The organism is Mesorhizobium sp. P2_E7, from assembly GCF_056403855.1.
Window position 1 is genome coordinate 73,745 of sequence record NZ_JBFUER010000007.1, and the last position, 18,080, is coordinate 91,824.

Genomic DNA, 18,080 nt, shown 5'->3' on the forward strand with positions numbered 1-18,080 from the left:
CAGCTGAATGGTTATTCGGTTGCCGCCGCTTTGACCGAGTCGGCATAAAACACCTGGCGAGCGTGCAGGCGCTCGCGGTAGCGCTGCTGGCTGGCGGTGAGATGGGCGCGCATCGCCTCGCGCGCGGCTTCGGCGTCGCCCGATGTGATCGCATTGAGGATCACCAGATGCTCGCGCTGCAGCCCGCGCTGATAGCTGTCGGACTGCACCAGTTCGGTCGACCAGGGCGAGGTCACGTCGCAGGGAATGGCGCGGCGGCCCAGCACATCCAGCATCTCGACATAGAACGGGTTGTTGGTGGCGCTGGCGATCGCCCGGTGGAAGGCGAGATCGGCCGGACCGGTCGGCTCGCTGTTGAGCAGCAGGCGTTCGAACTCGAAGAAGGCTTCCTGGATCGCCGCCTCCTGCGCGGCGTTGCGGCGGATGGCGGCGAGCCCGGCCGATTCGATTTCCACGGCCAGGCGCACCTCGAGCACGTTGAGCGCGACCGAATCCTTGGCTCCCATGTCGGCGGCGAGCGCCCCGAACATTGTGGAGATGTGTTCGGTGACGAAAACGCCGGCGCCCTGGCGCGCCTCGACCAGACCGTCGGCGGCAAGCTTGGCCAGCGCCTCGCGGATGACGGTGCGGCTGACGCCGAAAGTCTCGGTCAACTGTCCCTCGGTCGGCAGTTTGTGGCCGGGCAGGATCTCGCCGGCATGAAGCTGCTTGCGGATCGCCGCGACGACGGTCTCCGACAGTTTGGGTTTTCTCTCGACCCTCAGATCAACAGCGCTATCCGATGCCATGTCGCACCCCTATTTGAAAACGCTCGGCAGCCAGAGCGAGATCGCCGGAATATACGTCACCAATCCGAGGACCACGATACCCGCGCCATAGAACGGCCAGATCGAACGCATCGCTTCCCACACCGTGATCTTGCCCACGGCGCAGGCGACGAACTGCACGGTGCCGACCGGCGGCGTGTTGAGCCCTATGCCGAGATTGAGGATGGTGATGACGCCGAAATGGACGGGGTCGACGCCGTAATGCGTGACCAGCGGCAGGAAGATCGGCGTGCAGATGATGATCATCGGCCCCATATCCATGAAGGTGCCGAGCAGCAGCATCAGGACGTTGAGCAGAAGCAGCACCACCAGCGGATCGGTGGAGATGGCGTTCATGCCGGCAATCAGCAGCACCGGCACTTTGAGATAGGCCATCAGCCAGCTGAATGAAGCCGCCGTGCCGATGATCAAAAGCACCATCGAGGTCGTGCGCACCGCGCCCTTGGTGGCGTGGACGAAATCGCTCCAGGCCATCGACCGATAGACGAAGACGGTGACCAGCAAGGCGTAGATGATGGCGATGCAGGAGCTTTCCGTCGCCGTGAAAATGCCCGAGCGAACGCCACCGAAGATGATGCCGATGAGCAGCAGCCCGGGCACGGCGATGACAGCCAGCTGGCCGACGCGCGAGAAGCCGGGGAAGGCCTCGACCGGGTAGCCGCGGCTGCGGGCGACAAAATAAGCGGTGACCATCAGCGACGCGGCGAACAGCAGACCGGGCAGGATGCCGGCGGTGAACAGGTCGGCGATCGAAATCTTGCCGCCGCCGGCGATCGAATAGATGATCATGTTCTGCGACGGCGGCAAAAGCAGCGCGATCAGCGCCGCCATCGACGTCACGTTGACGGCGTAGTCGGCGCCGTAGCCGCGCGCTTTCATCTGCGGAATCATCAGCCCGCCGACGGCAGCGGCTTCAGCCACCGCCGAGCCGGAAATGCCGCCGAACAATGTCGCGGCGATGATGTTGACCTGGCCGAGCCCGCCCCTGACATGGCCGACCAGCGAGCCGGCAAAGGAGACGATGCGCTGCGCGATGCCGCCGCGCACCATCAGATCGCCGGCAAAGATGAAGAACGGGATCGCCATCAGCGAGAACGCCGACATGCCTGATTTCAATTGCTGGAAGACCACCAGGGGCGGCAGGCCGAGATAAAGCACGGTGGCGAAAGATGCGGCACCCAGGCAAAACGCGATTGGCGTGCCGGCAAACATCAGCAGCGTGAAGACGCCGAACAGGATCCAGAGTTCCATCTAGGCCTCCTGCACGGCCGGCATCTCCGGCACGTCTTCGAGATTGATGTCCTTGTCGATGTCGACGCCCGACCAGCGCAGCACGATGCGTTCTGCCGAAAACAGGCAGATCAGGACGCCGCCGGCGACCAGCGGCAGATAGTCGAAACCGCCGGGAAGTTCGAGCGCCGGAATGACGGTGTGCCAGGTCAACCCGACCAGCTTGCAACCATACCAGACCATGCCGAAGCCAAAGCCGAACGCGATCAGGTCGGACAATGTGCGCAGCGCCCATTTGCTGCCTTTCGGCAGGATGTAGAGCAGCACGTCGAAGCCCATATGGTAGTTCTCGCGCACGCCGACCGCCGCCCCGAGGAAGATGAACCAGTTCATCAGCATGATGGCGGTGACTTCCGTCCAGCTCGGCGACGCGTTGAGCACGAAGCGGGAAAACACCTGGTAGGCGACGAGCGCGGTCATGACGACCATCCCGACACAGGCGAGATAGAGCGCGCCATCGCAAATCTTCGAGAGCACCGCGCTGAAGCGCGGCGGCGCGCCGCTCCTGGCATTTCCCCCAGTCATCCGATCCTCCCGGCCTTCCGTTCCTGAAATGATTGGCGGGCGGCGCTCTGCCGCCCCGCCAAGCGATTACTTTGTTGCCTGGATACGCGCGGCGAGATCCTTGAGTTCCGGCGTCGACAGGTACTTGTCGTAGACCGGCTTCATCGCGTCGATCAGCGGCTGCTTGTCGATCTCGCTGACCTTGACGCCGGCCTTCTCGACGATGTCGCGCGACTTCTTTTCCTGCGCGTCCCACAGTTCGCGCATCTTGACGACGCTGTCCTTGGCCGCCTGCTTGACGATCGCCTGGTCTTCCGGCGACAGCTTGTCCCAGCTCGGCTTCGCCATCACCAGCACTTCCGGCACGATCTGATGCTGGTCGACGGTGTAGTGCTTGGCGACCTCATAGTGCTTGGCGGATTCGAAGCTCGGCCAGTTGTTCTCGGCACCGTCGATGACGCCGGTTTCGAGCGCCGAATAGACCTCGCCATAGGCCATCGGCGTGGCGTTGGCGCCGAGCGCATTGACCATGTCGACGAACACGTCGGACTGGATGACGCGGAACTTCATGCCCTTGAGATCGGCGATCGAGGTGATGTCCTTCTTGGTGTTGTAGAAGGAGCGCGCGCCGGAATCGTAGAAGGCGAGACCGACCAGATCATGCGCCTCGAAGGCCTTCAGGATCTCGTCGCCGATCGGCCCGTCCATGACATGGCGCATCTGGTCGACCGAGCGGAACATGTAAGGCAGAGACGGCACCGCGGTTTCCGGCACGATGCCGTTGAACGGGCCCATCGAAACGCGGTTCAGGTCGATGACGCCGGTCTGCGTCTGCTCGATCGTGTCCTTCTCCTCACCGAGCTGCGCCGAATGATAGACCTCGACCGAATAGCGGCCGGCGGTGCGCTCCTTGATCAGCTCGCCCATATATTTCACCGCCTCGACCGTCGGATAGCCGTCCGGATGGGTGTCGGCCGAGCGCAGCACGGTCTGGGCGCCGGCAGCGCCGATCATCAGCGAGCCGAAGGCGAATGTGGCTGCCATCAGTTTTGAAAAATGCAACATGACTGTCTTCCTCCCTTTAAAAATTCGCGACGCCCGGCTCAAAGCCGGTACGCCTTCCTGGCAAGCGTGTAGGCAAGGTCCCGCGCCAGCTCATGCGCCTCGTCCCCACGCAACCGGTGCTCGGCGACGAGGCGGGCGAGAAACGCGCAGTCGACCCGGCGCGCCACATCGTGGCGGGCGGGTATCGATGGAAAGGCACGGGTGTCGTCGTTGAAGCCGACGGTGTTGTAGAAGCCGGCGGTTTCGGTGGTCATCTCGCGGAAGCGGCGCATGCCTTCCGGGCTGTCATGGAACCACCAAGCCGGCCCGAGCTTCAGCGCCGGATAGACGCCGGCGAGCGGCGCGAGTTCGCGCGCATAACTCGTCTCGTCGAGCGTGAACAGGATGATGGAGAGGTCACGCTCCAGCCCGACGCAGTCGAGCAGAGGTTTGAGCGCCGACGCATAATCGGTGCGGGTCGGAATGTCGAAGCCCTTGTCGCGGCCGAATTTCTGGAAAATGCCGGGCGAATGGTTGCGCCAGGAACCGGGATGGATCTGCATTACCAGCCCATCGTCACGGCTCATCTTGGCCATTTCGGTCAGCATCTGGGCGCGAAACAGTTTGCGCTCGCGCTCGTCGTCGGAGCCGCGGCGGATGCGGTTGAACAGCTCTTCCGCCGCCGCATCGGAAAGATTGGCGGTCTCGGCCGTCGGATGGCCGTGGTCGGACGAGGTCGCGCCAAAACTTTTGAAGAAGGCGCGCCGCTGGCGATGGGCGTCGAGATAGCCGGCCCATGTCCCGGTGTCGCAGCCGCTGATCTCGCTGAGACGGTCGAGATTGGCCGAAAATCCTTCGAAGTCGGGATCGACGACCGCATCCGGCCGGTAGGCGGTGACGACGCGACCCTGCCAGCCGCTGTCGCGGATGTCCTTGTGCCATTTGAGATCGTCGAGCGCGCCCTCGGTCGTGGCGATGACTTCGATGTTGAAGCGCTCGAACAGGGCGCGCGGGCGATAGTCGTCCTGTTTGAGCAGGCCGGCGATGGTGTCGTAGTGGCGGTCGGCGGTTGTGGCGTTGAGCGGCTCGTCGATGCCGAACAGATGCTCCAGCACATGGTCGAGCCACAGCCGCGTTGGCGTACCGCGAAACAGGTAATAATGCTCGGCAAAGCGCTGCCAGATGGCGCGGCCGTCCGCCTCGACAGCCGAGCCGTCGAGGGCTGATACGCCGAGATCTTCCAGCCGCACGCCCTGGCTGAACAGCATGCGGAAAATGTAGTGGTCGGGCACGACCAGCAATTGCGCCGGGTCGGGGAACGGGTCGTTCTCCGCATACCAGCGCGGATCGGTATGGCCGTGCGGGCTGACGATGGGCAGGTTCTTGACCCCGGCATAGAGATCGCGTGCGATCGAAAGCGCTCGGCCTTCGGCGGCAAACAGCAGATCCGGATGGGTCAATCCTGCCACGTCTATCCTCCCAAGGGCGCTATCGGTAGGATTGGAAAGAAGTAATGTCAACATACAAAAATCGGATTGTTGTATGATGACTTTTAGCCGACGCCGGGTCATTGTGCGGCAGGAGAACGGATGTTACGCCGCTAGCCTCCCGACCGAAGCCGAGCCCAACAACCCAAGCCCGACGAAGCAAAATCATGACAAGCAGACGCCTTTCCAACGACGCGGTGCAGTCCTTGCCGACCTCGGTCGCGATCCCGGCCTATGACCGCGCCGCCATCACGCCGGGCATCGTTCATCTCGGCGTCGGCGCCTTCCACCGCGCCCATCAGGCCGCCTATGTCGATGACTGCTTGGCCGCCGGCGAGACCGGCTGGGGTATCATCGGCGTGTCGCTGCGCAGCCCCGACACCAGGGATGCGCTGGCGCCGCAGGACGGGCTTTACACGCTGGCAGTCAGGGATAGCGGCGGCGAACAGCTCCAGATCATCGGCTCTATCCAGTCGATGCTGGTGGCGCCGGAAGATCCAGGCGCGGTGCTGGCCGCGCTGACCGATCCGCGCACCCGCATCGTGACCCTGACCATCACCGAAAAGGCCTATTTGAGAGCAGCCGACGGCAGCCTCGACGAAAAACATCCCGATATCGTCCACGATCTCGGTAATGCCGGATCGCCAAAGACCGCGCATGGCTTCCTGGCCGAGTCGCTGGCGCAGCGCCGTGCCGCCGGCACGCCGCCCTTCACCGTGCTCTGCTGCGATAATTTGCCGGCCAACGGCGCCACGCTGCACCGGCTGCTGATCGCGTTCGCGAAATTGCGCGATGCCCGGTCCGCCGCTTCAAGTGATGCGCCGCTCGCCGGACATATCGCCGATGAAGTAGCTTTCCCATCAAGCATGGTCGACCGCATCGTGCCGGCAACCACCGACGCCGATCGGGCGCGCATCGCCAGCGAACTCGGCGTCGAGGACGCCTGGCCGGTGATGACCGAACCGTTCCGGCAATGGGTGATCGAGGACCATTTTCCGGCGGGACGACCGGCCTGGGAAAAATTGGGCGTCACGATGGTCGAGGATGTCAGGCCGTTCGAGGACATGAAGCTCAGGCTGCTCAACGGCGCCCATTCGGGCATCGCCTATCTCGGCCTGCTCAGCGGCCATGCCACCGTCGACCGCGCCTTCGCCGCCCCCGCGATCCGTGAATTCGTCGACCGGCTCTGGGCCGAGGCGATCCCCACCTTGCCTGGGGATGCCGGGCTCGACACGTCTGCCTACACGGCAGAACTTGCAGAGCGGTTCTCCAACACCGCGCTCGCCCACCGCACCGCGCAGATCGCCAATGACGGCAGCCAGAAATTGCCGCAGCGCATTGTCGCTTCCGCCATCGAGCGTATCCAGGCCGGAATGGTCCCGGAGCATCTGACGCTGGTCATCGCCGCCTGGATCGCAGCCTGCGAGGCGCGCGGCAAAAGTCTGCCGGAAGCCCACTTCACCGATCCGCTCGACGCCGCGCTGGCCGCGCTCGGAGAGTGGCGAACGCTGGAACGTGTAGCGGCGGTGTTCGACCTCGCCGGCTTCGCCAGCGGCAAGCTCGAGAAGCAGACGCTGATCGACTTGGTCGCCGCCCATCGCGTCCATATCCAGCAAGGCGGGATCGCGCTTGCGCTCGCCGCGCTCGGCATACCGGGAAAGACCGCGTTCAGCTGACCCGGTTCCGGCCACTTCAGCCTATTGTCCTGCCGGATCGTCCAGCACCTGCCGCGATGAATACTCCGTCCCTTGCGAATTCCAGTACAGCCGCACCGCTTTGCCGACCAGATTTTCGGCGGGAACGTAGCCGACACTGAGCCGGCTGTCGGAGGAATTGTCCCTATTGTCGCCAAGCACGAAATAGTGGCCTTCGGGCACCTCGAACACGCGCGTGTTGTCGGCTACTGAATTATTCGTGAGGCTGATGACGGAATAGGAGACGCCGTTGGGGAGGGTTTCACGTTGCAGTCTGGCGCCTTGGGGAGAGTCCTCGGAAGTGTATGGACCAGCATCCTCGAGCTTGACCGCCACACCGTCGATGCGAAGGACCCCATCGACCATCTGGATTTTTTCACCCGGTAGGCCAACAACCCGCTTGACGTAGTCAAAGCTCGGGTCCGACGGAAATTTGAACACCACAATATCGCCGCGCCTGGGTTCAGCGGCGAAGATCCTGCCCTCGAAAGGCAGCAGCCCAAGAGGCACGGTGTAGCGGCTGTAGCCATAGGCGAATTTGGAGGCAAAGAGATAGTCGCCGTCCACAAGCGTCGGCACCATGCTGCCGGACGGCATGGAAAACGACTGGAACAGGAACGTGCGGGTGACGAGCGCAGCGACGACCGAGGCGTAAAACACCAGCACGAACACCGAAACCCCTCCCGCGTACCATTTGTCCGGCTTGAACCGGCCTGCGAAGGGGAGAACGATCGCTATCCACACGACCATCAGGCCGTAACCTGAGTAGGTGCCCACGGCAGCAAGGTCCATGCCCGGTATTACCGGAAACCCGATGTAGCAGACCGCGATGCCGGCGCCGGTGATGACCAGCAGGCTGATCAGGGCTAGGCCGCCGGCGCCGATCCACAGGAAGCCGGCGAACGGGCCGCCGAACGCCGCTATCAGCGCCGTCGTCCACAGGGATCGCGAGGCCGTTTCCGGTTGCGCTGCTTGTTCCGTCATCGGCCACCCCTCAATGTCAGGCAGCGGGACTGTCCAACAAACAAAAACCTGAGGCAAGTGCCGCCCCGACTGTAACGCCACAGCCAAATCGCGGTTTCGCTCGACCCAAGAATTGTCTCCGGCTGGCGCCTTTCGCCGGTGCCATCGCTTATTATCAACTGATCTCGCTGTGCCTGGCCGCCGGCATGCCGCCGCCCGACCTGAAGCTGGCCACCGGCCTGTTCGTGCTGCTGATGCTGGTGCTGCCCGCACTGAAGTCCCGGCACAGCCGTGCGCCCGTGCTCGAAGCGATCCGGGGTGAAGGCCGCAACAAAAAAGCCGGGCTGAGCCCGGCTTTGTCTTCAAGTCGTTCCGCGGCTTAAGCTGCCAGCAGTGCGCTTTCGAGCGTGGTGAGTTGGGCGAGGAACTGCTCGGCCTTGCTGCGGGACTGATCGTCCTTGGCGTCGGCCGCGTCTTCCCTTGCGTCCTGGATACGGCGGGCGAGGTCGGCGCGGTCAATGTCGCCGACGGCAACCGCCGATTCGGCCAGCAGCGTGCAGCCGGCCGGAACGATATCGGCAAAGCCGCCGAACACCACATAGCGCTCTTCCTTGCCGCCTGCGGTCTTCACCGTGACGACGCCCGGCTTGATCGTGGTCATGACCGGCGCGTGATGCGCCATCACGGTCATCTCGCCCTCGGCGCCCGGAATGACGACGGCTTCGACCTGCTCGGAAACCAAGAGGCGTTCCGGCGAGACCAGTTCGAATTGGAAAGCTTCAGCCATGATCATTTTAGCGAGTAGGGAATAGTGAGTAGGGAGTAGGGAGAGAGGACAACGATCCGATCACCCAGCTGCTATTCACTACTGACTACTGACTACTCCCTATTGCCTTGATTATGCCGCTTCCGCCGCGAGACGCTGTGCCTTCTCGACGGCTTCGTCGATGCCGCCGACCATGTAGAAGGCAGCTTCCGGCAGGTGATCGTAGTCGCCGTTGCAGAGGCCCTTGAAGCCCTTGATGGTGTCGGCGAGGTCGACCAGCTTGCCCGGCGAACCGGTGAACACTTCAGCGACGAAGAACGGCTGCGACAGGAAGCGCTCGATCTTGCGGGCGCGGGCCACCGTCTGCTTGTCCTCTTCCGACAGCTCGTCCATGCCCAGGATGGCGATGATGTCCTGCAGCGACTTGTAGCGCTGGAGGATCGACTGCACCTGGCGGGCGACCTGATAGTGCTCTTCGCCGACAACCATCGGGTCGAGCATGCGCGAGGTCGAATCGAGCGGATCGACGGCCGGATAGATGCCCTTTTCCGAGATCGCGCGGTTGAGCACGGTCGTCGCGTCAAGGTGAGCGAACGAGGTCGCCGGCGCCGGATCGGTCAAGTCGTCGGCGGGCACGTAGATCGCCTGCACCGAGGTGATCGAGCCCTTGGTCGTCGTGGTGATGCGTTCCTGCAGCGCGCCCATGTCGGTGGCGAGCGTCGGCTGATAACCCACGGCCGAAGGAATACGGCCGAGCAGCGCCGACACTTCCGAACCCGCCTGCGTGAAGCGGAAGATGTTGTCGACGAAGAACAGCACATCCTGGCCCTGGTCGCGGAAATATTCAGCGACCGTCAGACCGGTCAGGCCGACGCGGGCACGCGCGCCCGGCGGTTCGTTCATCTGGCCATAGACCAACGCTGCCTTGGAGCCTTCGCCGCCGCCCTTCTTGTTGACGCCGGACTCGATGAATTCGTGATAGAGATCGTTGCCTTCGCGGGTGCGCTCGCCGACGCCGGCGAACACCGAGAAGCCGCCATGCGCCTTGGCGACGTTGTTGATCAGTTCCTGGATCAGCACGGTCTTGCCGACGCCGGCGCCGCCGAACAGGCCGATCTTGCCGCCGCGGGCGTAGGGCGCCAGCAGGTCGAGAACCTTGATGCCGGTGATCAGGATCTGCGCTTCCGTCGACTGTTCGACATAGGAAGGCGCCGGCTGGTGAATGGCGCGCATTTCGATGCCGTCGACCGGGCCTTCTTCGTCGACCGGCTCGCCGATGACGTTGATGATGCGGCCGAGCATGCCCGGGCCGACCGGCACGGTGATCGGCGCGCCGGTGTCATAGACGTCCTGGCCGCGAACCAGACCTTCGGTAGAGTCCATGGCGATGCAGCGCACGGTGTTTTCACCGAGATGCTGGGCAACTTCGAGCACCAGGCGATTGCCGACATTGGTGGTCTCGATGGCGTTCAAAATGGCCGGCAGGTGATCGCCGAACTGGACGTCGACGACCGCGCCGATGACCTGGCGGACCTTGCCGACAACGCCGGTCTTCTTGACGACGGCGGCCGTCGTCTTGGCTGCCGGAGCCTTGGCCGGGGCCGCTGCCTTGGCGGGCGCAGCCGCCGTCTTGGCCGAAGCGGCCTTCGCCGCTGCTGCCGGAGCCTTTGCCGCCGCTTTGGGAGCTGCCGCCTTCGGGGTCGCTGCTTTCGCCATCGTCTTTACCCTTTTCGTCCTTTGTTTCTCACGCTCCACCGGAAGGTCGATAACCCTCTGGCGGTCGCGCCTAGAGCGCCTCGGCGCCCGAAATGATTTCGATCAGTTCCTTGGTGATCTGCGCTTGCCGCTGGCGGTTGTAGGTGATCGACAGCTTGTTGATCATGTCGCCGGCGTTGCGCGTGGCATTGTCCATGGCGCTCATCTTGGCGCCCATCTCGCCGGCTGCGTTTTCAAGCAGCGCGCGAAAGACCTGGACCGAGATGTTGCGTGGAATGAGGTCGGTCAGGATTTCGCCCGGCTCCGGCTCGTATTCGTAGACGGCATTGCCGCCGGCGGTGGCCTCGGCCGGGGCGGAAGCGATGCCGGCCGGGATGATCTGCTGTGTCGTCGGGATCTGGCTGATCACCGACTTGAACTGCGAATAAAACAGCGTGCAGATGTCGAAACCGCCCTCGTTGAAGAGGTGGATGACCTTGCGGGCAATGGCGTCGGCATTGACGAAGCCGAGCGTCTTGACCTCGCGCAGATCGACGCGTTCGAGGATCATCGAAGCATAGTCGCGGCGCAGGATATCGAAACCCTTCTTGCCGACGCAGATGATCTTGGCCTGCTTGCCATCGGCCAAAAGCCGGCGGATGTGGTCGCGGGCGAGACGCGCAATCTGCGAATTGAAGCCGCCGCACAGGCCGCGCTCGGCCGTGCAGACGACGAGCAGATGCACGTCGTCCTTGCCGGTGCCGGTCATCAGCGCCGGGGCATCGCCGCCGCCGCCGATCGCCTGGGTGATGTTGGCGAGCACGGACCCCATGCGCTCCGAATAGGGACGCGCGGCTTCCGCGGCTTCCTGCGCGCGGCGCAGTTTCGCCGCGGCGACCATCTGCATCGCCTTGGTGATCTTCTGCGTCGCCTTGACCGAGGCGATACGGTTACGAAGGTCTTTTAACGAAGGCATGCTTCAAACCTGATCCCGTGCGTCCGGCTTTTTCTCAAGCAAAGGTCTTGGCGAAGGCGTCGATCTCGGCCTTCAGCTTGGCGCGCAGATCGTCCGACAGCGCCTTTTCCTTGCGGATGCCGTCCAGCACGTCCTTGCCAGCCGAGCGCATGTGGTTGAGCAGGCCATGTTCGAACTTGCCGACCTGGTTGATCGCCAGCTTGTCGAGATAGCCGTTGACGCCGGCGAAGATCACCGAAACCTGCTCTTCGACCTTGAGCGGCGAAAATTGCGGCTGCTTCAGGAGTTCCGTCAGGCGCGAGCCGCGGTTGAGCAGGCGCTGGGTGGCGGCATCGAGGTCGGAGCCAAACTGCGCGAACGCAGCCATTTCGCGGTACTGCGCGAGCTCGCCCTTGATCGAGCCGGCAACCTGCTTCATCGCCTTGATCTGCGCCGACGAGCCGACGCGCGACACCGACAGGCCGACGTTGACCGCCGGGCGGATGCCCTGGAAGAACAGGTTGGTTTCGAGGAAGATCTGGCCGTCGGTGATCGAGATCACGTTGGTCGGGATGTAGGCCGACACGTCGTTGGCCTGCGTCTCGATGATCGGCAGCGCCGTCAGCGAACCGCCGCCCAGATCGTCATTGAGCTTGGCGGCGCGCTCGAGCAGGCGCGAGTGCAGATAGAACACGTCGCCCGGATAGGCTTCGCGGCCCGGCGGGCGGCGCAGAAGCAGCGACATCTGGCGATAGGCGACGGCCTGCTTCGACAGATCGTCATAGCTGATCAGCGCATGCATGCCGTTGTCGCGGAAATATTCGCCCATGGTGGCGCCGGTGAACGGCGCCAGGAACTGCATCGGCGCCGGATCGGAAGCGGTGGCGGCGACGATGATCGAATATTCAAGCGCGCCGCGCTCTTCGAGAACCTTCACGAACTGCGCGACGGTCGAGCGCTTCTGGCCGATGGCGACGTAGACGCAGTAGAGCTTTTCCTTCTCCGGTCCGTTGTCGTGAACCGCCTTCTGGTTGAGCATCGTGTCGAGAATGATGGCGGTCTTGCCGGTCTGGCGGTCGCCGATGACCAGTTCGCGCTGGCCGCGGCCGACCGGGATCAGCGCATCGATGGCCTTGAGGCCGGTCGACATCGGCTCGTTCACCGACTTGCGCGGGATGATGCCGGGCGCCTTGACGTCGACGCGCTTGCGTTCGGTCGCCTTGATCGGGCCCTTGCCGTCGATCGGGTTGCCGAGCGCGTCGACGACGCGGCCGAGCAGGCCCATGCCGACAGGCGCATCGACGATGGCGCCGGTCCGCTTGACGGTGTCGCCTTCCTTGATGTCTCGGTCGGCGCCGAAGATCACGACGCCGACATTGTCGGCTTCGAGGTTGAGCGCCATGCCGCGGATGCCACCGGGAAATTCGACCATTTCACCAGCCTGGACATTGTCGAGGCCGTAGACGCGGGCGATACCGTCACCGACGGACAGCACCTGTCCAACTTCGGAGACCTCGGCCTCCTTGCCGAAATTCTTGATCTGGTCTTTCAGAATTGCGGAAATTTCCGCGGCGCGGATGTCCATCAGCCGACCTCTTTCAGTGCAAGCTTGAGCGAATTGAGTTTGGTTTTGAGCGACGTATCGATCTGGCGCGAGCCCATCTTGACCACCAGCCCGCCGAGCAGCGACGGATCGACGGTGACCGAGATGGCCACGTCCTTGCCGGCGACGCTTTTCAGCGCGGCCTTGAGTTCTGTCTGCTGGGCCGCCGTCAGTTCATGCGCCGAGGTGACTTCGGCCGCGGTCTCGCCGCGATGCTCGGCGGCGATCTGGCGGAACGCCTTGATCATGCCGGGCACGGCGAACAGGCGACGGTTGCGGGCGACGACGCGCAGGAAATTTCCGGTCAGGCCGGTGATGCCGGCCTTGTCAGCGATCGCCGCGATGGCCTTGGCCTGGTCCTCGCTGGAGAACACCGGGCTGTTGATGAGGCGGGTCAGGTCGGCGCTGCCATCCAGCATCGTTGCGAAGCTGTTGAGGTCGGCCTCGACCTTGGCCACCGAATTGGACTGCAGTGCGAGTTCGAACAGCGAACCCGCGTAGCGTTCTGCGACACCTGAGATTGGCGATGACGATTGAGCCACGGACCGTCTTTTCTCTTGTCTGACAGGCCGCAGATTGTTGGCGCGAGCAAAAACTCTGGCTAAATCTTTGACCTTACTAAGTTTTTCCAAGCACGGAGACGCGGCTTCCGCTATCCCCGGCCGAAAGTCGATTGCCGTCTAGCACAGGCATTTTAAGACCGCAATGCGTCGTTCCGCATGCTTTTCGGGCACTATTGTCGCATCCGGCGGCAGAGTTCAACCAAAGCCTTCGAATCGGCCGCCGATTCAGGGCAGAAAGCCGAAGACGAAGGCGAGCGGCAGTGCGGCCAGCACCAGCTCGACAATAATCGACGCCCAGTTGAAAGGCGTGTTGGCGCCATCCGACATCATCGACAGCAAACGGCCGAAAGCGGTGAACAGCCAGGAGAAGCCGAGCGCCATATAGAGCCATGGCTGCGCCAAAAGGATGCAGCACAGGCTGACGCCGAGATAGAAGCCCGACATGCGGCCGCGCGCTTCGGCGATCGCCGCTGCCTTTTCCGGTCGAACCTGCAGGCGCAGTATCCGGAAGGCGAGACCGGGCATGAGGAAAAACAGCAAGCCCAGCGCCAAGGTGACCACGGCGCTCGACCACGCCAGCCACTCGCCCTGGCTGGTTGGCCACGGAAACGCAAATTCCATTGTGTCTCGCCCCCCTCGCAGCAATTGCGGAATTGAATGTCACCTCTCGCGGAAGTCAAGCGCGCAGCCGGCACATCGATGTTTCACCAAAGCCTTGCTGGAAAATGCCCCCTGTGAACGACCGTCTTCGCAGCCCGATATTTATGTTGCGTAAGCAAGTCCAGGCAGGCAAGCATCCCCGGCGCAATTCCTTCACCAGTATAGATTACCCGACTTGCCGCTGGGGAAGCCAAGTATTATCGTATCGATATTTGTTTCGTCGACCGCTTGTTCATATTAGCATCTTCACATGTTTCACGACTTGTGAAATCTGCATGGACGGAGTGCGGCAGGCAGAATCTCAGATGCGGAGACGATCATGCCGGTGCTTTTCCGGGCCTTGAACCTGGCCAGAATCTGGGTCGCCGCGGCAGCCCTTGCCGGGATCGCTCAAGGCGCGCGCGCCGACTGCATCGCCGAACGGCCGACGGCCATGGTTCCGGCCAACCCCTTGATCTGCCGCCAGCTCGAGCCCACGATCAGGAAACCTTCGGCACTGTCCCTGGGAGACTACGAAAACAAGCTCAACCAATATCTGGGCAGCTACTGCTACCGCGACGAGGCTGCCGGATGGGTGCACGACAAATTCGTGCGCCAGGCCGGACCACGCATCGCGACCCTGGTGAACGGCGCCTGGCAGGGCAAGGATTTCGGAACCCATGCGCCTGTCATGATCTGGTATTCGCCCGAAATGGCGGACTGGCTTCGCAAGAATCGTTCGGCCGAGGGCGAGGTCGATCATCCGCCGCCGGTGCCCGACGGCGCCATCATGGTGAAAGAGATGTTCTCGGAACCGGCATCCGATTGCCGGACGGTCGATCCCGTCAGGCTTTTTCCTACCAGCGGCGCTGCGATCATGATCCGCGATGCCGGCGCTTCTTATGACGGCTGGTTCTGGGGTTGGTACGGCTTTGGCAGCCAGAGCGGCTGGACTCCGGATTGGCCGGCGCTGCCGGCCGACAACAACAGCCTGCCGAACATGGGCTTTGCCCAGTACTGCATGAACTGTCATGCCTCGGCGACCGACAATCTGACCTTCGCGTCTCCCAAGAACATCGCCGGAGAGCCGGGCAAGCCGCTCAACTATCTCGCACAGGATTTCTTCACCAGCGAGCCGGCCCCGACCTTGCACCAGACCGTCGTTTTGCCGGTCAATGCCAGCCCACGCCTTGGCCAACCGCTCTACAGTCCGAACGCCGATGTCGTCGCCGCGCTGCAAGCCTATGTGCGCGAAATGCCGACCTATGACACGGTCTCGCGAATGCCTTCCGAAACCTATGACAACACCTGGGTCGGGGCCAAGGGGCCTGACCCATCCGACACCTTCCTGACCTCCAGCCAGTGTCTCGGCTGTCATGATGCCGGCAGCACCGGGTTGCAGTTCGACATGACCAAGCCGAACCCGCATGGCGACGGCCTGATCAACCTGTCTCCCTTTGCGACCTGGCGAACCTCGCCGATGGGACTGGGCGGCCGCGACCCGATATTTTTCGCACAGATGGCCAGCGAGACGCAAAGCTTCCATCCCAAAATGTCTGGCGTCGTGCAGGATGTCTGCCTCGGCTGCCACGGCATAGCGGGCGAGCGACAGTTTCATATCGACGAGAAGGCGCGCACGGGAAAATGCGAACTGTTCTCCCGCGACATGGTCGATGCGGTGCCGTGGCCCGCCGACAATCCGAGCGCCGCGCATGCCAATTACGGCATGCTTGCCCGTGACGGCATCACCTGCACGACCTGTCACCGCATGGTGCTCAACAGCAAGGCCAGCGAACCGCTCGGCGATCGGTCGCAAAACGCCTGCGTCGACGAGCGTCAGGCGCTGCTCAATCCGCATGCTATCGGCTTTGCCAAGACCTTCACCGGCAGCTTCATGGTCGGTTCGCCCGATACACTCATCGGCCCCTTCGAGAAACCGGAGGTCGGGCCGATGCATACCGCTCTCGGCATCAAGCCGGTTCACGACGCCACGATCATGAGTTCCGAGGTTTGCGGGACCTGCCACACGGTTCATTTGCCGGTTCTTCAAGGCACCGACACGCTGGCGCATATCTATGAGCAGACCACCTATCCGGAATGGGCATTCAGCGCTTATCGAACCGGTAGCACCCCCGACGGTTCGCTGCCGCTTGGCCCCGGCGCCACGCCGCGCAGCTGCCAGAACTGCCACATGCCGTCGGCGGAAAAGGACGGATCGCCAACGACGAGCAAGATCGCCAGCATCCAGGAGAACCTCAATTTCCCGCAGACAGAATCCAGCAACGCGCCGGACCTTGTGGCCCGCGAGGGCTTTGCCCGCCACACGCTGGTTGGTCTCAATGTCTTCCTGGTCAAGATGGCGCAGCAGTTTCCCGACGTCTTCGGCATCAGGACGCGCGATCCGATGATGGGCAAGAAGGCTCTCGATCCTCTCGTCGTCACCGAGCAGGCGATGCTGGACATGGCGTCGCAGACAACCGCCACGGTCGCCGTCAGCGATATTGCCATGACCGCCGATACGCTTGATGCCAAAGTGACGGTGAAAAACCTGGCCGGTCACAAATTTCCCTCCGGCGTGGGTTTCCGGCGTGCATTCCTCACCTTCAGCGTGCTCGACCAGAACGGTGAGCAACTGTGGGTCTCCGGCCGAACCAACGCCGCCGGCGTGATCACCGACGCGGACGGCAAGCCGCTCGATGGCGAGCTGTGGTGGAAGGACGACTGCTCCGGCCGGGTCTATCCCGGCGAGCGGCCGCACCAGCCGCACTACCAGAAGATCACCCGGCAGGATCAGGTTCAGATCTATCAGGAACTGGTTTCCACACCGCCCGCCAATACGCCGAATCCGATCTGCGACGCGGCCGCGAAACCGCAAGGCGAGCTGACGACCAGCTTCCTGTCGATCTGCACCGAGGTGAAGGACAACCGGATTCTGCCGGCGGGCTTCCTGCCGCTCGAAGGCCGCCTCGAGATCGCCAAGGCCCTTGGCGCGGATGAAGAGCTCGCCGTCGATGTCGGCACCACCGCCGTCGAGGACGATCCCGACTATGTCGATGGCAGCGGCAGCGACACACTGAGCTACTCGATACCGCTTGCCGATCTGCCGAAGGGCGCGCATCCGGCCAGCGTCGAGGCGAACCTCTATTATCAGGCGACGCCGCCGTCCTTCTTGCAGGACCGGTTTTGCTCCGCCAAGGGACCAGACACCGATCGCCTTTATTTCCTGACCGGGCATCTCAATCTCGCCGGCACGGAAGCCGACGGATGGAAGCTGAAAGTGGTCGGCAGCGGAACTGTCGCCGTCGCCGCGCCGCCCTGATAAAAGCTTCCCTGGAACTGCGTCAGGGCAGCATGAATTCCACCGCTGCCTCGGCATGGATGCGCGTGGTGTCGAAAACCGGCATGTCGAAATCGCGCGCGCCGATCAGCATGGTGATCTCGGTGCAGCCCATGATGACGCCGTCGATCTTTTCATCGCGCCGCAGGCGCGCGACTTCATCGATATAGGCGGCCTTCGACGGCGCGCTGACGATGCCCCGGCAGAGCTCGTCATAGATCACCCGATGCACCATGTCGCGCCCGGCCTGGTCCGGCACCACCGGCTGCAGCCCATATTTCTCCGTCAGCCGGCCCTTGTAAAAATCCTGCTCCATGGTGAAGCGCGTCGCCAGCAGCGCCGGCCGCCTGACGCCGGCGCCCTTGACCGCGACCGCCGTGGCGTCGGCGATGTGGATAAGCGGGATAGACACCGCTGCCTGCACCTGGTCGGCGAGCTTGTGCATGGTGTTGGTGCAGATCAGCAGCCCTTCAGCGCCACCCGCCTCCAGCTTGCGCGCGGCATCCGCCAGAATCACGCCCGCGCCGTCCCAGTCGCCGTGATGCTGCCGCTCGGCGATCTCGGCGAAGTCGAAGGAATGGAGCAACAGCTTTGCCGAGTGCAGCCCGCCCAACCGCTCGCGCACAATCTCGTTGAGCAAGCGGTAATAGATGGCGGTTGATTCCCAGCTCATGCCACCGAGCAGGCCAAGGGTTTTCATGCGGTGAGGCTCC

General features: G+C 63.2%; 15 protein-coding genes and 1 pseudogene. 3 read left to right on the plus strand and 13 right to left on the minus strand.

Going from position 1 to position 18,080, the window contains the following annotated elements; all coding sequences use genetic code 11:
- Positions 1-11: 11 nt before the first annotated feature.
- The 5 genes from AC1DYC_RS27050 to uxaC form a co-directional block, all read right to left on the minus strand.
- A complete protein-coding gene (locus AC1DYC_RS27050; RefSeq protein ID WP_477410772.1) occupies positions 12-788 on the minus strand; it encodes a FadR/GntR family transcriptional regulator in 777 nt (258 codons plus the stop codon).
- Between the two features lie 9 nt (positions 789-797).
- Positions 798-2,078 carry a TRAP transporter large permease gene (locus tag AC1DYC_RS27055; RefSeq protein ID WP_477410773.1) on the minus strand — a complete coding sequence of 427 codons (1,281 nt, stop codon included), beginning with the start codon at positions 2,076-2,078 and terminating at the stop codon, positions 798-800.
- Positions 2,079-2,642 carry a TRAP transporter small permease gene (locus tag AC1DYC_RS27060; protein ID WP_477410774.1) on the minus strand — a complete coding sequence of 188 codons (564 nt, stop codon included), beginning with the start codon at positions 2,640-2,642 and terminating at the stop codon, positions 2,079-2,081.
- Positions 2,643-2,708: 66 nt separating this feature from the next.
- Positions 2,709-3,686, minus strand: coding sequence for a TRAP transporter substrate-binding protein (locus tag AC1DYC_RS27065; protein WP_436262362.1), 978 nt, complete (start codon positions 3,684-3,686; stop codon positions 2,709-2,711).
- Between the two features lie 38 nt (positions 3,687-3,724).
- Complete coding sequence (uxaC, locus tag AC1DYC_RS27070; RefSeq protein WP_477410775.1) at positions 3,725-5,134, minus strand: glucuronate isomerase; 1,410 nt, start codon at positions 5,132-5,134, stop codon at positions 3,725-3,727.
- Between the two features lie 185 nt (positions 5,135-5,319).
- Between uxaC and AC1DYC_RS27075 the strand changes: the two genes are divergently transcribed.
- Positions 5,320-6,828 carry a mannitol dehydrogenase family protein gene (locus tag AC1DYC_RS27075; protein ID WP_477410776.1) on the plus strand — a complete coding sequence of 503 codons (1,509 nt, stop codon included), beginning with the start codon at positions 5,320-5,322 and terminating at the stop codon, positions 6,826-6,828.
- 21 nt (positions 6,829-6,849) lie between these two features.
- On the opposite strand, the gene lepB is transcribed toward AC1DYC_RS27075, so the two are convergent.
- On the minus strand, positions 6,850-7,830 hold the full coding sequence (gene lepB, locus AC1DYC_RS27080; protein ID WP_477410777.1) for a signal peptidase I: 981 nt from the start codon (positions 7,828-7,830) through the stop codon (positions 6,850-6,852).
- A gap of 122 nt (positions 7,831-7,952) precedes the next feature.
- Between lepB and AC1DYC_RS27085 the strand changes: the two are divergent.
- A pseudogene (locus tag AC1DYC_RS27085) lies at positions 7,953-8,192 on the plus strand (hypothetical protein); the annotation flags it as partial.
- Here the strand turns inward: AC1DYC_RS27085 and AC1DYC_RS27090 are convergent.
- From AC1DYC_RS27090 to AC1DYC_RS27115, 6 genes are all read right to left on the minus strand, one after another.
- On the minus strand, positions 8,189-8,596 hold the full coding sequence (locus tag AC1DYC_RS27090) for a F0F1 ATP synthase subunit epsilon (protein ID WP_477410778.1): 408 nt from the start codon (positions 8,594-8,596) through the stop codon (positions 8,189-8,191). The pseudogene AC1DYC_RS27085 and the gene AC1DYC_RS27090 sit on opposite strands and share 4 nt — an antisense overlap.
- 111 nt (positions 8,597-8,707) lie before the next feature.
- Positions 8,708-10,291, minus strand: coding sequence for a F0F1 ATP synthase subunit beta (atpD, locus tag AC1DYC_RS27095; protein ID WP_477410779.1), 1,584 nt, complete (start codon positions 10,289-10,291; stop codon positions 8,708-8,710).
- A 70-nt stretch (positions 10,292-10,361) separates the two neighbouring features.
- Complete coding sequence (locus tag AC1DYC_RS27100) at positions 10,362-11,246, minus strand: F0F1 ATP synthase subunit gamma (RefSeq protein ID WP_477410780.1); 885 nt, start codon at positions 11,244-11,246, stop codon at positions 10,362-10,364.
- Positions 11,247-11,280: 34 nt separating this feature from the next.
- The gene (gene atpA / locus AC1DYC_RS27105; protein WP_181061477.1) at positions 11,281-12,810 is read right to left on the minus strand and encodes a F0F1 ATP synthase subunit alpha; all 1,530 of its coding nucleotides are present in this window, start codon (positions 12,808-12,810) and stop codon (positions 11,281-11,283) included.
- Positions 12,810-13,370, minus strand: a complete 561-nt coding sequence (locus tag AC1DYC_RS27110; RefSeq protein ID WP_455857505.1) for a F0F1 ATP synthase subunit delta — start codon at positions 13,368-13,370, stop codon at positions 12,810-12,812. The genes atpA and AC1DYC_RS27110 overlap by 1 nt, the downstream gene beginning before the upstream one ends.
- A gap of 246 nt (positions 13,371-13,616) precedes the next feature.
- Positions 13,617-14,012: an AGROH133_08824 family phage infection protein gene (locus tag AC1DYC_RS27115; protein ID WP_477309784.1), complete on the minus strand. Its 396-nt coding sequence runs from the start codon at positions 14,010-14,012 to the stop codon at positions 13,617-13,619.
- Between the two features lie 358 nt (positions 14,013-14,370).
- On the opposite strand from AC1DYC_RS27115, the gene AC1DYC_RS27120 reads away from it, so the two are divergent.
- Positions 14,371-17,349, plus strand: a complete 2,979-nt coding sequence (locus tag AC1DYC_RS27120; RefSeq protein ID WP_477410781.1) for a hypothetical protein — start codon at positions 14,371-14,373, stop codon at positions 17,347-17,349.
- Positions 17,350-17,371: 22 nt separating this feature from the next.
- Here AC1DYC_RS27120 and AC1DYC_RS27125 read toward each other — a convergent pair whose 3' ends face one another.
- Positions 17,372-18,067: an aspartate/glutamate racemase family protein gene (locus AC1DYC_RS27125; RefSeq protein ID WP_477410782.1), complete on the minus strand. Its 696-nt coding sequence runs from the start codon at positions 18,065-18,067 to the stop codon at positions 17,372-17,374.
- Positions 18,068-18,080: the final 13 nt, after the last annotated feature.

What these genes read in the sequence shown, in the direction of transcription:
- AC1DYC_RS27050 (WP_477410772.1), bottom strand. Translation starts at nt 788, where the DNA reads ATGGCATCGGATAGCGCTGTTGATCTGAGGGTCGAGAGAAAACCCAAA.
- AC1DYC_RS27055 (WP_477410773.1), bottom strand. Translation starts at nt 2,078, where the DNA reads ATGGAACTCTGGATCCTGTTCGGCGTCTTCACGCTGCTGATGTTTGCC.
- AC1DYC_RS27060 (WP_477410774.1), bottom strand. Translation starts at nt 2,642, where the DNA reads ATGACTGGGGGAAATGCCAGGAGCGGCGCGCCGCCGCGCTTCAGCGCG.
- AC1DYC_RS27065 (WP_436262362.1), bottom strand. Translation starts at nt 3,686, where the DNA reads ATGTTGCATTTTTCAAAACTGATGGCAGCCACATTCGCCTTCGGCTCG.
- AC1DYC_RS27075 (WP_477410776.1), top strand. Translation starts at nt 5,320, where the DNA reads ATGACAAGCAGACGCCTTTCCAACGACGCGGTGCAGTCCTTGCCGACC.
- lepB (WP_477410777.1), bottom strand. Translation starts at nt 7,830, where the DNA reads ATGACGGAACAAGCAGCGCAACCGGAAACGGCCTCGCGATCCCTGTGG.
- AC1DYC_RS27090 (WP_477410778.1), bottom strand. Translation starts at nt 8,596, where the DNA reads ATGGCTGAAGCTTTCCAATTCGAACTGGTCTCGCCGGAACGCCTCTTG.
- atpD (WP_477410779.1), bottom strand. Translation starts at nt 10,291, where the DNA reads ATGGCGAAAGCAGCGACCCCGAAGGCGGCAGCTCCCAAAGCGGCGGCA.
- AC1DYC_RS27100 (WP_477410780.1), bottom strand. Translation starts at nt 11,246, where the DNA reads ATGCCTTCGTTAAAAGACCTTCGTAACCGTATCGCCTCGGTCAAGGCG.
- atpA (WP_181061477.1), bottom strand. Translation starts at nt 12,810, where the DNA reads ATGGACATCCGCGCCGCGGAAATTTCCGCAATTCTGAAAGACCAGATC.
- AC1DYC_RS27115 (WP_477309784.1), bottom strand. Translation starts at nt 14,012, where the DNA reads ATGGAATTTGCGTTTCCGTGGCCAACCAGCCAGGGCGAGTGGCTGGCG.
- AC1DYC_RS27120 (WP_477410781.1), top strand. Translation starts at nt 14,371, where the DNA reads ATGCCGGTGCTTTTCCGGGCCTTGAACCTGGCCAGAATCTGGGTCGCC.
- AC1DYC_RS27125 (WP_477410782.1), bottom strand. Translation starts at nt 18,067, where the DNA reads ATGAAAACCCTTGGCCTGCTCGGTGGCATGAGCTGGGAATCAACCGCC.